The organism is Labrys sp. F242 (assembly GCF_057813875.1).
Genome location: NZ_JBVASG010000001.1, coordinates 2,120,218 through 2,133,263, shown reverse-complemented (window position 1 = coordinate 2,133,263; position 13,046 = coordinate 2,120,218). Strand labels below are relative to the sequence as shown.

Genomic DNA, 13,046 nt, shown 5'->3' with positions numbered 1-13,046 from the left:
TACTGATGAGGTAGTTCGGTCGCTCTACGTCAATCAGGGCCAGAGCGATGAAGTTCTACGTGGGGCTGGATATTTCGATTGAAACGACAAGTGTCTGCGTAGTCGACGGCGCCGGCAATTTTGTTCGGGAAGGGATCGTAGAGAGTTCTCCCAAACCTATCGCGAAGTTCCTCGCTAAAGAAAAACGTCGATGCGCGGCAGTGGGGTTGGAAGCGGGTCCAATCTCGCAATGGCTGTATCGCGAGCTGCGGCAGCGTAAGTTTCCAGTGACCTGCATTGAAGCACGACACGCACATTCAGTGCTCAAAGCCCGTCTCAATAAAACCGATCGCAATGATGCCCGCGGCATCGCTGAAATAATGCGCTTTGGGTTCTTCAAGGCAGTACATGTCAAATCGCTCGATCGTCAGGTAATCAAGTCGCTCTTGAACAACCGCCGGTTTCTCCAGCAAAAATTGATCGCGACTGAGCAGTGCATTAGGGGAACACTTCACGCTTTTGGTATCAAACTCGGCCACGTCACACGCAAAGGCTATCAGGCGCGCGTCCAAAAACTTCTCGTAAAACAACCAGCGCTGAGCGAGATCATCCAACCTCTGTTGCATGCCAGACAAACCCTGGAGGAGCAGTTCACGGCTCTGCATAAACAGGTGCTTGCCGCAGCCCATTCGGACGAGATTTGCCACCTTCTGATGACCGCGCCTGGGGTCGGACCGCTCGTGGCATTGGTTTACCGTTCAGCGGTCGACGACCCCACTCGTTTCAAACGCTCACGATCGATGGGAGCGCATTTTGGGATGACACCGCGAACATACCAATCTGGAGGAACCGATCGGCGGGGAAAAATCTCCCATTTCGGCGACACCTATTTGCGGCACATATTGAGGGCAGCTGCTTCGATTCTCCTTCGGCCAAATGCGAAGGCTTCTCCCCTGAAAGTCTGGGGGACGCGAGTTGCAGAGCGCCGCGGCGCCAAAATTGCCCGCACTGCCGTGTCCCGTCGTCTAGCCGTCATCCTTCATCGAATATGGCTTGATCGCACCCCCTATCGTTGGGAGGCGTAGTTTCGGAGGTCCCGCAAGGGACAAGGGAGTGGTGAGATCTGTGGCGGGGATGAAGTGCTTCGTGCAACTTCGTTAAAAAACAGCGATCCGCCACTCCCTTCACGAAAATCCTCTGATGACCGCCTTGCTCACGCACCGGCAATTGATCAGCTCGCCGGGAATGATCTTCCGCCCGACCTCAGGATCGAACCATCCTTCCGCGATTGGGAACCTGGTCTTATCCCGGCCGGCCTTCTGGTGGCTCTTCCGGGGATGCTTTCCGCCGCCGCTATGAACCCAGACCGCCTCGTCGAGGCCGAGCTCCAGCTGACGGGCCCGGGACAGCGCCGCGGTGGCCTTGTTGTTCTGATCCCGGGCGATGAAGGCCGCCCGACGTTTCGTGATGCCGAACCGGGCCTCCAGTTCCTTCGATAGGGTGGCGAGATCGCGGCCGGTCTGGACCGAGCGCATCACGGCGCCCTCGACCTGGCCGAGATACAGTTGCGGGATCGACTTGATCAGCGCGACGTTCTGATTGACCGTTGCGTCCAGAACGTCCCGCATGGCCGGGGTCATCTTGAACTCGACGGAGATTCCGCCGTCCTTCAAGATCTTCTTCAGGGCGGCGCTAGATCGCTTCTGCACGGATTGGCCGAACCATTCAGCGAGCTTTGAAGAGGCCTCGTCGAAGCGTTTGAGCCAACGAGAAGCCATGTCTCGCATCGCGCGCCGCAGCGCATCGGCTGGTGTCTCGTCGGCGGCAATCCTGGGCTGGTTGGCCCGGTATGCCGATGAGAGCCAGTACAAGACGCTGCAATGCATCTCGCGGATCAGGCGATCGAGCCGGCGCTGATACTCGGCCTCAATCCCCGCGTTCGGGTGGACCGGCCTGAGAACCTTCTCGGCGCGCTCCTGAGGCGTCCGGCGACGTCGATTGCTCTGAGGCAAGGTCGGTCTCCGGAGGTTTCAGGCCTGGGATCGGCGGGCCCGGGATATCGTTGAAGGCGATGCGCTCGGCATCGTCCTCCATGGCCGGGTCAGACGCGGCGAGCATTTCGAGCAGATTGATGGTGATCAAGCGGCGGCGGCCTTGTCGAAGAGAGCGTCCAGGGCTTTATCTGCCCTTTCATCCTCTTCGCCAAGGCCTTCGATTGGGTGACCACCTTTCGGCGCCAGGCCTTCCTCTTCCTCCTCCAGGAGGTTTGGGACATCGTTGACGTCGATCGAGCCGTAGTCGGACTGAGGATCGCGGGCGACGCGTTCCCTGCTCTCTGCGGGCGACAGCGAGCCGGTATCGACCAAGATCTGATCCGTCTCTGCCTTGATCTTCTCGACCTCGGCCTGGGCCTTCTCGTCGAGCGACCAAAGCGGCTCGAATTCGAAGTCGATCCCGTCATCGGTCTTGCCCCAGATGTTGAGCATGATCATGCCCATGAGGCTGTGCAGGTTCTCCCGGAAGAACTTCTCCTGGAACGATAGAACCCAGTCGTAGAAGGCGCGCATGATCCCGTCGGAATCGGCATTGAGGCCAGCAGGCTGGATGCCGAAGAGCTTCACCACCGGGATATGGCTGACCGACGCCATATGCTCCTGGGCCTGGGCCTGGAGACCTTCGAGACCGCCGAGCGGGGCTGAGACGGCTTCGAACTCCTCCGCCGTCTTGTCGATCATGAGAAGGCTGCGATTGGAGCGGGTGTTGTTGAAGAGCTGAGCCCGCTTGATCATGTTGTCGGCCGCGCCGCCGCTCAACACCGCATCCATCTGTGTCTTCAGCACGAACTGCGTGAAGGAGGTGATGATGTCGTTCACGCCCTGCCGTGTCTTCAGCCAGTTCTCGACGTAGGGGTAGGCGAGCTGTGACAGCGAGACGCCGCCGAAGCTATAGGCTGGCTTCAGGAGATCGGAAACCTCACGACCAACGAAGGTGATCAGCCGGCTCTTGTGGAGCGACTTGCCCATCACGTTCCAGGACTGCGGGTCGTACCAGCCGTCTTCAAGCGGGTCCGTAGCATTGTAGCCGGTCGGATACACCCAGACCGGCTCGATGACCTTGAGGGCCTTGATCTTGCCCTTTCCGATCTTCGCCTTGCTGGTGTCGTCCCAGCCGGTGCCGATGCCCTTCTGCTGCTCTTCTGGGCTCTGGCCGGTGCCGAGGTCGACATAGAGGTGTGCCCGCCCGAAGTAGCCGTCGTGCTCGGCGACCTTCTGGAACTTGGCCCGGACATTGAGCCGCTTGAACTCTGCCTCGAGCTCGGCGATCCGTTCGGCTTTGTCGTCGCCGTCCTTTGCCGTGAAGCGGATCCAACGCCGGGTCATCTCGGAGGCAATCGTCTCCGACATCATGCGGTACTCAGGACGCTGCGCCAATTCGGCCAGGACGGGATAGCCCATGAAGGCGGAGCCCTGGTACCCGGCAGTGGCGTAGACGTTCGCTGCCCATGCCGTAATGCCCGCCATGGAGTTGTCCATGGCAAGCTTTGTGCCGTCTTTGGGGCCGGAAGGCATAGGGGGATGGATCGCGACCTTGAACGGCTCGACCTTGGCCTCGGTAGCCCGAGACACCGCCACCGCTGTGTCGCTGATCTTCATCTGCGCTGGGGCTGGCGGTGAGGCCTGGACTTCTGGCGCGGCCGGCTGCGTATCTTCAGCCTTCTTTCTGCGCCAGAACTTGAACATATCGCCTTCCTGTCTCCACTATCCCGGCATGGCGGTCTGCACCAATGCCTCGTCGCTGATCGTCATCGTTGGCGCCATCGACAGTAGCTTGCCGAATGCCCCAGAGGATGCGTCGACCTGGTCTTTGATCGCGCCGCCTGGGAACAGGCAGAGCTCGTCGATGTAGTCTTCGTTCCACTCACCGCGGACCAGGAAGACATTCCCGGCCGCACACTGTGCCGCGAACGGCTCGGCACGCGTGGCCTTGTCCCCAGTTTCCGGCTCTGCAGAGGCCCGATATCCGGCGAGCAGGGCAATCATGTCCGCCGCCTGCACCTTGCCGGCCTGGCCGGGATCCTGCGGCAGCGAGATCGCCACTCCGCGCCCGTCGACCTCGGCTGTCGCCTTGATCAGGAGGCGGACACCGGCACCATCAAGCCTATCCTTCGCGACATGCCCGACGACGAACCGGCCGTCAGGCGTTCGGCCTATCTTCACGCCCGCCGTTCTGGCGCCGTTGCCGCCCTTCGTTGCTGCAAGGTCCCAGTGACGTACCCAACGGGTAAAAGCGGGCGCGGCGTCAATGATCTTGTCTGCGAACCAGGCGCGTTTGAACAGGCCGCCTTCACGAGCTGTCGGACGCTGCTGGTATTGGCCGGCCCATGAAAAGCTGATGCTCTTGAGCACATCGACCGATGCCCGCGGCATGCGAACCGGATCCATCAACTCACCGTCGAATGATCGCGGATCCTGCCAGGGCAGGGGAGTGATGCACCGCCGTTCCGCCTCGAACTCCATCGGGATCATGACGTGAATGAAACCGAGTTGCCGAGCGATCAACGCGCCGGTGAGGTCGTTCTCGTGCAGTCGCTGCATGACGACGACGATGGCCGAAGTCTGCTGATCGTTGAGACGATTGAGGCCGCCTTCGAGGAACAGGCGCACTGATTCGCCGCGCTGCTGCTCGCTCTCTGCGCCCTTCAAAGAATGCGGGTCGTCGATGACAACCCGATCACCACGCTTACCGGTGATAGAGGCGAAAGGGACACCCTCGCGCGTTCCGGTATCGGTATTTGCGAACGACAGTTCCGCCGATCGCTTCATTTTTACTTCTGGCCAGAGCGATTGATACCAGTCGCTCATAATCAGGTCGCGCGTTTTACGGGTATCGCGCTTGACGTTCTCCAGTTCGAACGAAGTCGTTAGAAACCGGTTCGACCTGAAGCCGATGGACCATTCCCAGGCCTGCCACAGCACCGAGATGACCATCGATTTCGACGAGCCAGGCGGCACATTGAAAATGATCCACGGCGACAGACGGCCGAACGTGATGGCTTCGAGATGGTCACACATGCAGGCCATGTGCCAGGACCATTTCAACGGCGCCTTTGGCTCGAGAACCGGCCATGCCTCTTTGACGAAACCAGAGAACGTCTTGCAGCGCTGCCGGATTAATTCGGCGTTTTGCTCAAGCTCCTGCTGCTCGCGCTCACGCTGACGGCGTGCCTTCTCCTTCCGGATCTGCTCCAATAGCAGCGCCGGCTGCGGCAATTGCAGCGATGACCGGTTCGAGGGCCGTGAGTTCCGCATCGCTGAGCTTCGTCAAATCCACGGTCTGAATCGGCCCGCCGCCCTTGCCAGTGTGCTGAACTGCGGCCAGCTTTGGATGCAGGTACGGTGCCAGCTTCTCGGCCGCCTCAAGGGTGGCCTTCTGCTTCGCCATCAAGGCGTCCTCGTTGGGTTCTTTGCTGTCGGCCTCCTTCTTCCAACGCCGATAGCTATGGTTCATCAGTTCGGTCATGACCTCCAAGGGGGAAAGGCCTCGGGTCAAAGCCTTGCGCTTCTCGGCCTCGGTGAACGTGTTCCGGCGTCCCTTCGGCCTGCCGCTGCCCGCTCGGCTGCCGCCGTGCTTTTTCTTCGGAGGGGCGTCGGTCATGAATTTACTCAGATATGGGCCATTGGCCTAGATTTATCTTGAATAATGTGGGCCAATGGTCTACATTGGTGGGCCTAATCGATCTCTCGGGAGAATGTCAGATGACCCCCACGGAATTTAGCGACGGCCTCGATGCAATTGGGCTTGGCCGCTACGGCCGTCGCACAGTCGCGGCTAAGCTGTTTCGAACGGACCCTAGAACAATCTCACGATGGGAGGAGGGGGAGAGGGATATCCCAGGTCCCGCGATCAACCTCGTGAAAGTGTATCTCAAGATCCTCGCAGACGCTAAAGAGCGATGCGATGAGAATCGAAAGAACGCAGAAGAGCTCGAAACGGGGAAACTGCAAATTTTCACAGGCGCGGGGCTTGGAACTGATGTCTCAATGGAACGAGCAAGGGAAGCGCGTCGGTCGGTTGCTCAGTATGAGAAGCTGATTGCTGACATCCAATCCGGCGCAATCTTTGAGGGCGCCTGAGTATCGCGCCTCATTTGGGTTTTTCCAGTTGCCCGGCCTTCTCCGTGATCAGCTGCCAGTGCTCGATGCTGACGCGCTTGGGTTCCGGGCAAAACAGCTCGGTCACCGCCGGCGCCAGCAGATTGGCAAGGGCAGGATCCGCGATGGTCTGTTTGATCAGCCAGTTGGCGACGGCCTGGCGCTTTTCCTGCTCGGTCGACATGGCGGATTCTCCAAAAAGAAGCCCCGCGCGGCTGGGCCGGCGGGGCGAAAATATGATAGGAAATACGAGCTAATTGGGGTGGCTGAGATGGGAACTCTGCTGCGAGCTTTGAAGACCACCGGGATCGCGGCCGCATGGGTCGCGATATTGTTATTCACCGCGTGGACAGCACCACCTCATGCACATCCGTTCGTGTTGGTCGGATCAACGGTGCTGACCGTGATCGCCATCGATATGGCGTTTAGCTTCGTCAATCTCGTTGTTTTCACCTTGCAGAATGCTGTCGTGTCGTTCGCTCAGCATCGATCACCCTTTCATGGGTGGAAATAAACTATCGGCGCGGCGTGAACTTGTAAGGATCGGTTACAGGTTGGAGTTCATGCGGGACGGCGTAACAACCGCCATGGTCGTGCCGCTGTGTGCACCAGCGCGGCACCGTGCTTAACCACCCGCATGAAACTGAAACGCAGCTTGGAAGGTATGCTCCCAAGCTGATCCTGCGCCTTGCGCGCTCCGATACTATTGGTATAGCTGCAGTAATGTTAAGCTGGCTGCGGAGCCAACATGTGCAAGCTTAGACAATTCGGCTTCTACAGCCTCGTGCTCGCATTGACCGTCTTGGTCTCTCGCGCCGCCTACCACTGGCAGCGCCTCGTATCGGACCCGATGGAGGCGGTGCAAGCATCTCTGATTGTAGGATTGGGTGGGGGCGCCTTGGTGACAATCGCCCTTAATCTTCCCATCGGCAAGCGGGCCAAGAAATAGCACCATCAAGCGGGCTAGACCGCTCGCTACCCACACCGGTTCGCCTGCGCCTTCGGTGGTTTGGCGCCGAAGAGCCCAGGTCGGCCCCTTGCTCCCACGGCTTAGCGCAGACATACGGTCCAAAGCCTCGTCCGTCTGCCTGCTTGAACCTCGTGCCAGCGACAAGAGATGACAGGTCGTTACGTTTGGAATGTAGACCTGCCGGCATTCGCTGGTTGAGCCTCCGTCACGCTACCACCGCACTTAACAGATGCATGCCGGGGTTGAACGCGGCCACGGACTCTCGGAAGGGGGCTCATAAATAGGAAACCCGCCACGGTTGCCCGGGCGGGTTCATAAAAATGCGCAATTTCTGTACTTTTCTGTTGTAAAAGTACAGTTTCTGCACTAAAACAACATCACCGAGGCAATCAAGCCTCGGGTGGACGAGGAGGTCCCAATGAGCGTCAAGCTCAGCTTCCAAGTCCGGATCGGCAAGTGGAGACTGACACTCTCCATTAGCCGGTAACTCCGGGGGCCGGGGGGAGTTGCAGCTCCCTCCGGTTCCTGAATTTAGCAACTCAGGAGGCCGACTTCAATGGATGCACAGCACCTGATCGATGTTCGCAAGCGACTCGGCTTCACTCAGGCCGAGATGGCGCTGGAGCTTGGCATGAGCCGGCGAGGGGTCATGGACCTTGAGAACGGCGTTGCGCAGATCAGAGAGATTCACCGCCTTGCGATCGACTACCTCACCCTGAAGCAGGCGGTGAAGCAACGCTCGCTCGCTCTGGCAGAGCCGGACGCAGCTCTTGCCGCATCTCGCTTCGTCGCGCTGATGCCGAATAACGACCTTGTCGATGCGTTGCGGCCCGGGATGCGAGCCTAATAGTCAACTTGCCAGTACAGGCAAAAGGAGGCTGTCGCTGAAAGCCTCTCGGCTCTCTGGGAGCCTTCCGGCTCGGAGGAGTGCGTTAACCGCAACTCGTGCGACAGTGACGATTTGATGCCCTTATTCGCAGCGATTGTCACCACCCCAAAAGCGGGACGAAGACGGCGTGTAAACGCCCCATGGGAGGGTGATATTGCGGGGAATTTTGTTGCTAGAGCGGTGCTCACGACCTTGTCACGGGCACAGCAGCATGGTGCTTCAGGGCGGCGGATTAAGGCAAAGTCGGAGGGGCGAATATGGAACTGCTTTCGGCGCTGAGCTACGGGATCATCGGGCTTGGAGCGATTTTGGCCGCGCTCGCGTTCTACTTGCTCTTCCAAAGTCGCGAGAACCCAATGCCGATCTATGTTTTCATGGGCTTTTCAATTGCGATCTTGGTGGCAGGGGTGGCATTTGAGCTCAACAGACATAACCGCGACAGTGATGCCTCGGAGAAAATCACGCAGCTCGAAGCAACGGTTCAACAGCAGCGTTTATTACTCGATAGAGATAAGGCTAAATTCGGAACGGTCGCTTCTGTTTTAAACGGGACTGTTGCTCCCTTCGAGGCAGAGGTAGGGTTCATTACTAACTTACCTTGTAGCGGCGATGGTCATGGGCGAAATCCAGCGCGGGCCGATGAAGTTAGCAAGAAATATCGAGCAGCCCTGGAATCCATGAAGATCGCTATTTCAATTGCCTCGGGCAGTTGAGGCCGAGGAAGGCGGGGCGGCCAAAGAAAGCCTTGGAGTTCGCTAAATAGAGTAACTATCCACTGTCTATTTCATCGTTCTAGAAAGGCGGCCAACTGCGCTGGTGAGTTCGGCATCATCCTTCAACGTCTGGCCGATTGTCTCGACCATCGCGACCAAAACCAAGCGGATGTCGTGCGCCGATTCCAGACATTCTTGGTCCGACTGCGAATGAATGCCCCTACTCAATGCACCGTGCAGCAATATCAACGGGTTGTGTCCACCGATTAGGAGAGCAGGCGGAATACCAGCCTTAAGCGTACCCATTGCATTGGTAAACTGAAAATCCTCGCGAGCGCGCTCAAGGCCCGTGACCAATTCCGCTGACGAGCCGGTGGCCTTTGCAACTTTTATTATCTGATCGAATATCTTTGTTTTTAGATTTTCAACAACACGTCTGTAATAGGCAAATGCCGCTATGCCTAAATTCTGACTCTCACACCGCCTGCCTTTTTTGAACGTGTCCGATTCATCTCCAAGGATCTTGAGAAGGCGATTTGGTGTAGGTGGCCCGAAAGGGGGATGCTCGCCAAATTTCAAGGCGCTGGTGTGCCCTGCACTGTGCGCTAAGCGCAATGCATAGGTCTTCCTTGATGCTCTGCAATCTCCGCAGGTATATTCTAGGAACAAATTGACAGGCCCGAAATAGTCATCCGTTTTTGTTTCGCATCTGAATGTGCGGGGGCCGTCACAATGTTCACAATGTATTTTAATCGGCGGATAGGTAGGTGTGAATTGAGTTAAGGGGTCGCCACCGTTGTGAAGCCTTCTAATTTTTCCAGCTTCCATCACTTCCCGAATTGAACCAGGAGGGTGAGACTCTAGGAAGGTCCAAAATGCAATGGATTGTTGATCCTGGCTTTCGGTAGTGGGTTTGACTTGTTCTGTCACAGACTGGCCCTGCAACCCCGTGTTAACATGTAAGTGAAAGCTTAGAGGACAGTTACATGCTGGGGTAGAGCCTATCCCACTCTTTGTTTCACTCTCCACTGCCTTTCATCGCGTTCTTTGGTCGTTCGATTAGGTGAAGCTAGTTTGCGGCTCGGTCAACTGTCGCTCAGCCCCTCCGCAATCACCCGCGCCCCCACAAACCGCCAACGATCCAGGCTCGTCCGGCTGATCACCTTGTCGGGCGAGCACTCCGCCGGCTTTACGATCACCGCGGCGTGCACAAGGCCCTTCTTCGCCAGCTCGCGCTCGAGGCGGATCATTGCGTTCGCACGAATGCGCTCGACTCGCTCGCTGTCGGCAGCCGCGAGCTTCAGGTTTGCCCACTCGGCAACCTCACTGGCGGCCGCCTTGCGCTGGACACCGCGCCGCTCATTGATCTCGCGCTCGACAATCTTGGCGATGTCTGCCGCCTGCTTCGCTCGACCCTGTAGGACACCATCAATCGAGCGGCCCCAGGCCTTGCACATCGCCCATAGATTGAGCGCGTCGGCCGCCAGCGGCTCGTCAGCGAGGAACTGCGACGGCCACGCCAGAACCTCCTCCATGCGGCTGATCTGGGCCTTCGATAGCGCCCGCTGATACTCTCGATCCGCTGAGCGAAACGAATACTCCTCGCCCATCTCGCGCACGATCGCCGGCCAACCGCTGCCGGGCTGTTTCGGGCCGACGGCGCCCGGGATCCGGCGTAGCGTCTCGAACGCGTCGACCATGCAGGTCATTACGGCCTTGACCCGGTCACTGCGGGCAGGGGAGGAGAGGTCGATGTCAGGCAAGGCACGCATCACTACTGCGTAGCCCCTCGTATCTCCGACGGTGCGGCGTTTCGAGAAATATAAGAAATGCTCCAAATCATAATCAGTTTCATTTCGTAGCGAATATCCAATTTATCACGCATTGAGCTAAATTTACTAAATGTAAGTTGGTTTATTTTCATAAAAACTCCGTCTCTTGCTTGAATTACAGGGTAAAATATAACATATTCTTGTAAGAAATTCAAGTTAACACGAAAGAGTTCCGGGGTGTTTTAAAAAGCCTCTAGTCCAATTGGCGAGCCTCGAACGAGTGGCCCCAATAGGAATTGTGGGAGTAGCGCCGGTCGTCGTCTGGATGGGGCTTCCTGACTCGGACGATGATGGTGTTGCAGTAGGTCCCGACGCTGGCGAACGATCTGGGCGGCAGGTCCTGGAACGCACCGTTCATGTCGACCATCATCTGTCTGAAGGCCTTGCTCTTGCGGGTGTCGCGGAACTCAGTTCCGGCGGACATGACGGCAATCAGGACCCCGCCGGGCCGCAGGAACTTTAGGGCATGGACGACATGATCGATGTCGCGCTCCTGGTCGAAGGGAGGGTTCATCACGACGCGGTCGTAGAGGTTCGCGTCGTCAGGCGGCATCAATTTCAGGAAGTCCGCATTTCTGACCTCGCGGTAGCGGCGACTATCCCTGAGCTCGCGCGCCCGCTCGCCATGGACCTCGACGCAATCGACAATACAGCCGGCCGTCACCAGGCGGCGCGCCAAGGCACCGGTACCCGCCGACGGCTCCAGCACGGTCAACGGCATTTCCCCGTCTCTTCGGAACAGGGGAACGGCATCAATTACGCGATCAGCGGCGGCATCGGGCGTTGGGTAGAAGCCGTAGTTTTTCGCAAGGGAGGTCTTCGGCGCGTTCAGGCCGCCATCGTCCTCGGTCTCTCGATCTTCAGGGATCGGCGCGCCGTAATATTCGCCGAGCAACTGGTTGACCTTGCGCAGCAGATCATCCCGCTTGAACCAGAGGTGGGCGTTACCGTTCTTGAAGGCCCGGACGCGAAAATACTCGGTCTCGGTGAAGGACTGCCTGGCGCCCCACCCGCTACGAGACTGGTCGATGGCAGCAACGAGGCCGGCATAGTTCTTCGGAACTGGCTTGCCATCGAGCACCATGAACGTCCGCTCGATGTCCTGGATTGTGTCGCGCTCGTTGCGGTAATAGTTCCACGAACCATACGAGTTGAAAGCCATCGTCAAGATGACCCGGCCGCCGATCTTCCACCCGTCGTGCGAACGGAAGCGGCGGTCCAGGCTCGAAAAGCACTCAGCGATGCCGCGCTTGAAAATCGTGTCCGCATCCAGGGCGAACTTCTCCAGCGTGGCGACCACGTTCTCGATCGTTACCTCGGGCGGATCCTTCTGAAGCTGGGCGCGGAATTCATCCTTGGCCTTCTTGTCCATCAGGCTTTCGAGATCGGTCATCACGATCAGGTGCGCCCAGACGTCGGTATCAATCATGCGGCGCGCGGTGGTTATGAAATCGTCGCGCACGGGCAGCGCCAGGCCGGACAGGAAGCCGCTCCTTTCCTCCTTGGCGTGGTGGTTCATGCCGGTCTGTGTCGGCGCGGCTCGCAAGGTGGCGTCCAAGGCCGCGCGCAAGGCGTCGCTGGCATTGCCGAGGGCGGCGTGCGCCGCTTCGTAGAGCTCGATCGCCATGTTTCGATGCGCAACGATGCCGTCGACAGTGGCGCGGGGAATGATGGCGCTCATCGCAGCAATCCCTGGCAAAACGCGCCGATGCCGAGAGCCGATAGGTAGCCCATCAGGCACAGCGTCATGATCGTGAGGAGCGTCGAAGGCGAAGCGGGAGGGTTCATGCTCGAAATCCAAGAGCAATGCGGAGGGGACCTCCGCGAGGGAGGTCACAGGGTTTCGCGGGCTTTGAATTCGACTTCGGCTCTTCGGTCGAGAAGCTGTCGGCGTTCTTCGCTATGCGATTGCGTCCGTTCTTCTGATGCCTTCTTAGGCTTAGGTACGTGAGCCAACTCACTGTGCTGGATCATGTAATGGCCGGGCTCGTCTTCCAGAGCTCCGCCGCGCTCCATGGTTCCAACGCGACGGTAGCAGTGCCAGAACATGGACTCGGCGGCGTGCCGGATATGCGCGGGGAGCGCCTTGTTATCGGCCCGCTCCCTCGCGGCTTGCATCTCTTCTCGGAGGTATTCGAGCGAGGCCATCACGCGGCCTCGCACATCAGAGTGCCACGACCATGGTTCTTGCCGCCGCAGGAACATTCACACTTCATCACGCGCCCGGTGGCGTTCAGGCAGCGAGCATCGCACTCGTGGCGGGAAGGGTTCGACTTGTACTCAATGACCCGGTCAGCCTTGACGTAGCCCTGCCAGCCGAGTCCGGCGACGAAGTGCAGATCGCTCTTGGAGACATAGCCGAAAAACTCGCCGCGCTTATCACCCGCGTAAATGCCCTGAAGCTGATTTTCGCCGGAGAAGTATTTGAAGTTTGCCATCTCGGTCCCCCATCAGGGCTCGGTTGAGTTCATAACCGTTAACTGTTATATCCATAAGCGTTGACGGTTACTC

Annotated in this window: 15 protein-coding genes; 5 read left to right on the top strand and 10 right to left on the bottom strand. The window is 58.5% G+C overall.

Annotation, left to right across the window (positions count from 1 at the left end; translation table 11 throughout):
• Positions 1-47 precede the first annotated feature (47 nt).
• On the top strand, positions 48-1,064 hold the full coding sequence (locus ACZYTC_RS10055; protein ID WP_488989481.1) for an IS110 family RNA-guided transposase: 1,017 nt from the start codon (positions 48-50) through the stop codon (positions 1,062-1,064).
• A gap of 99 nt (positions 1,065-1,163) precedes the next feature.
• On the opposite strand, the gene ACZYTC_RS10050 is transcribed toward ACZYTC_RS10055, so the two are convergent.
• The 4 genes from ACZYTC_RS10050 to ACZYTC_RS10035 all read right to left on the bottom strand — a co-directional run bounded on the left by ACZYTC_RS10050 (position 1,164) and on the right by ACZYTC_RS10035 (position 5,634).
• Positions 1,164-1,991 carry a phage head morphogenesis protein gene (locus ACZYTC_RS10050; protein ID WP_488989480.1) on the bottom strand — a complete coding sequence of 276 codons (828 nt, stop codon included), beginning with the start codon at positions 1,989-1,991 and terminating at the stop codon, positions 1,164-1,166.
• A 126-nt stretch (positions 1,992-2,117) separates the two neighbouring features.
• Positions 2,118-3,719 (bottom strand): DUF1073 domain-containing protein, encoded by a 1,602-nt coding sequence (locus tag ACZYTC_RS10045; protein ID WP_488989479.1) that lies wholly within the window; start codon positions 3,717-3,719, stop codon positions 2,118-2,120.
• 18 nt (positions 3,720-3,737) lie between these two features.
• A complete protein-coding gene (gene terL / locus ACZYTC_RS10040; RefSeq protein WP_488989478.1) occupies positions 3,738-5,228 on the bottom strand; it encodes a phage terminase large subunit in 1,491 nt (496 codons plus the stop codon).
• Positions 5,188-5,634, bottom strand: a complete 447-nt coding sequence (locus tag ACZYTC_RS10035; protein ID WP_488989477.1) for a hypothetical protein — start codon at positions 5,632-5,634, stop codon at positions 5,188-5,190. The genes terL and ACZYTC_RS10035 overlap by 41 nt, the downstream gene beginning before the upstream one ends.
• 101 nt (positions 5,635-5,735) lie before the next feature.
• Between ACZYTC_RS10035 and ACZYTC_RS10030 the strand changes: the two genes are divergently transcribed.
• Positions 5,736-6,113, top strand: coding sequence for a helix-turn-helix domain-containing protein (locus tag ACZYTC_RS10030; protein WP_488989476.1), 378 nt, complete (start codon positions 5,736-5,738; stop codon positions 6,111-6,113).
• Positions 6,114-6,123: 10 nt separating this feature from the next.
• Here ACZYTC_RS10030 and ACZYTC_RS10025 read toward each other — a convergent pair whose 3' ends face one another.
• Positions 6,124-6,315 (bottom strand): hypothetical protein, encoded by a 192-nt coding sequence (locus ACZYTC_RS10025; RefSeq protein WP_488989475.1) that lies wholly within the window; start codon positions 6,313-6,315, stop codon positions 6,124-6,126.
• An 87-nt stretch (positions 6,316-6,402) separates the two neighbouring features.
• Here ACZYTC_RS10025 and ACZYTC_RS10020 point away from each other — a divergent pair, with 87 nt between their 5' ends.
• From ACZYTC_RS10020 to ACZYTC_RS10010, 3 genes are all read left to right on the top strand, one after another.
• Complete coding sequence (locus ACZYTC_RS10020) at positions 6,403-6,645, top strand: hypothetical protein (RefSeq protein ID WP_488989474.1); 243 nt, start codon at positions 6,403-6,405, stop codon at positions 6,643-6,645.
• Positions 6,646-7,657: 1,012 nt separating this feature from the next.
• Entirely contained in the window at positions 7,658-7,948 is a 291-nt protein-coding gene (locus tag ACZYTC_RS10015) for a helix-turn-helix domain-containing protein (protein WP_488989473.1), read from the top strand.
• Between the two features lie 299 nt (positions 7,949-8,247).
• The gene (locus ACZYTC_RS10010; RefSeq protein ID WP_488989472.1) at positions 8,248-8,703 is read left to right on the top strand and encodes a hypothetical protein; all 456 of its coding nucleotides are present in this window, start codon (positions 8,248-8,250) and stop codon (positions 8,701-8,703) included.
• Between the two features lie 66 nt (positions 8,704-8,769).
• Here ACZYTC_RS10010 and ACZYTC_RS10005 read toward each other — a convergent pair whose 3' ends face one another.
• From ACZYTC_RS10005 to ACZYTC_RS09985, 5 genes are all read right to left on the bottom strand, one after another.
• The gene (locus ACZYTC_RS10005) at positions 8,770-9,633 is read right to left on the bottom strand and encodes a hypothetical protein (RefSeq protein WP_488989471.1); all 864 of its coding nucleotides are present in this window, start codon (positions 9,631-9,633) and stop codon (positions 8,770-8,772) included.
• Positions 9,634-9,788: 155 nt separating this feature from the next.
• A complete protein-coding gene (locus tag ACZYTC_RS10000) occupies positions 9,789-10,466 on the bottom strand; it encodes a hypothetical protein (protein WP_488989470.1) in 678 nt (225 codons plus the stop codon).
• 262 nt (positions 10,467-10,728) lie between these two features.
• Positions 10,729-12,216 (bottom strand): DUF4942 domain-containing protein, encoded by a 1,488-nt coding sequence (locus tag ACZYTC_RS09995; RefSeq protein WP_488989469.1) that lies wholly within the window; start codon positions 12,214-12,216, stop codon positions 10,729-10,731.
• A 152-nt stretch (positions 12,217-12,368) separates the two neighbouring features.
• Positions 12,369-12,683: a hypothetical protein gene (locus ACZYTC_RS09990; RefSeq protein ID WP_488989468.1), complete on the bottom strand. Its 315-nt coding sequence runs from the start codon at positions 12,681-12,683 to the stop codon at positions 12,369-12,371.
• Positions 12,683-12,973 carry a hypothetical protein gene (locus ACZYTC_RS09985; protein ID WP_488989467.1) on the bottom strand — a complete coding sequence of 97 codons (291 nt, stop codon included), beginning with the start codon at positions 12,971-12,973 and terminating at the stop codon, positions 12,683-12,685. The genes ACZYTC_RS09990 and ACZYTC_RS09985 overlap by 1 nt, the downstream gene beginning before the upstream one ends.
• Positions 12,974-13,046: the final 73 nt, after the last annotated feature.

What these genes read in the sequence shown, in the direction of transcription:
- ACZYTC_RS10055 (WP_488989481.1), top strand. Translation starts at nt 48, where the DNA reads ATGAAGTTCTACGTGGGGCTGGATATTTCGATTGAAACGACAAGTGTC.
- ACZYTC_RS10045 (WP_488989479.1), bottom strand. Translation starts at nt 3,719, where the DNA reads ATGTTCAAGTTCTGGCGCAGAAAGAAGGCTGAAGATACGCAGCCGGCC.
- ACZYTC_RS10035 (WP_488989477.1), bottom strand. Translation starts at nt 5,634, where the DNA reads ATGACCGACGCCCCTCCGAAGAAAAAGCACGGCGGCAGCCGAGCGGGC.
- ACZYTC_RS10030 (WP_488989476.1), top strand. Translation starts at nt 5,736, where the DNA reads ATGACCCCCACGGAATTTAGCGACGGCCTCGATGCAATTGGGCTTGGC.
- ACZYTC_RS10025 (WP_488989475.1), bottom strand. Translation starts at nt 6,315, where the DNA reads ATGTCGACCGAGCAGGAAAAGCGCCAGGCCGTCGCCAACTGGCTGATC.
- ACZYTC_RS10020 (WP_488989474.1), top strand. Translation starts at nt 6,403, where the DNA reads ATGGGAACTCTGCTGCGAGCTTTGAAGACCACCGGGATCGCGGCCGCA.
- ACZYTC_RS10015 (WP_488989473.1), top strand. Translation starts at nt 7,658, where the DNA reads ATGGATGCACAGCACCTGATCGATGTTCGCAAGCGACTCGGCTTCACT.
- ACZYTC_RS10010 (WP_488989472.1), top strand. Translation starts at nt 8,248, where the DNA reads ATGGAACTGCTTTCGGCGCTGAGCTACGGGATCATCGGGCTTGGAGCG.
- ACZYTC_RS09995 (WP_488989469.1), bottom strand. Translation starts at nt 12,216, where the DNA reads ATGAGCGCCATCATTCCCCGCGCCACTGTCGACGGCATCGTTGCGCAT.
- ACZYTC_RS09990 (WP_488989468.1), bottom strand. Translation starts at nt 12,683, where the DNA reads ATGGCCTCGCTCGAATACCTCCGAGAAGAGATGCAAGCCGCGAGGGAG.
- ACZYTC_RS09985 (WP_488989467.1), bottom strand. Translation starts at nt 12,973, where the DNA reads ATGGCAAACTTCAAATACTTCTCCGGCGAAAATCAGCTTCAGGGCATT.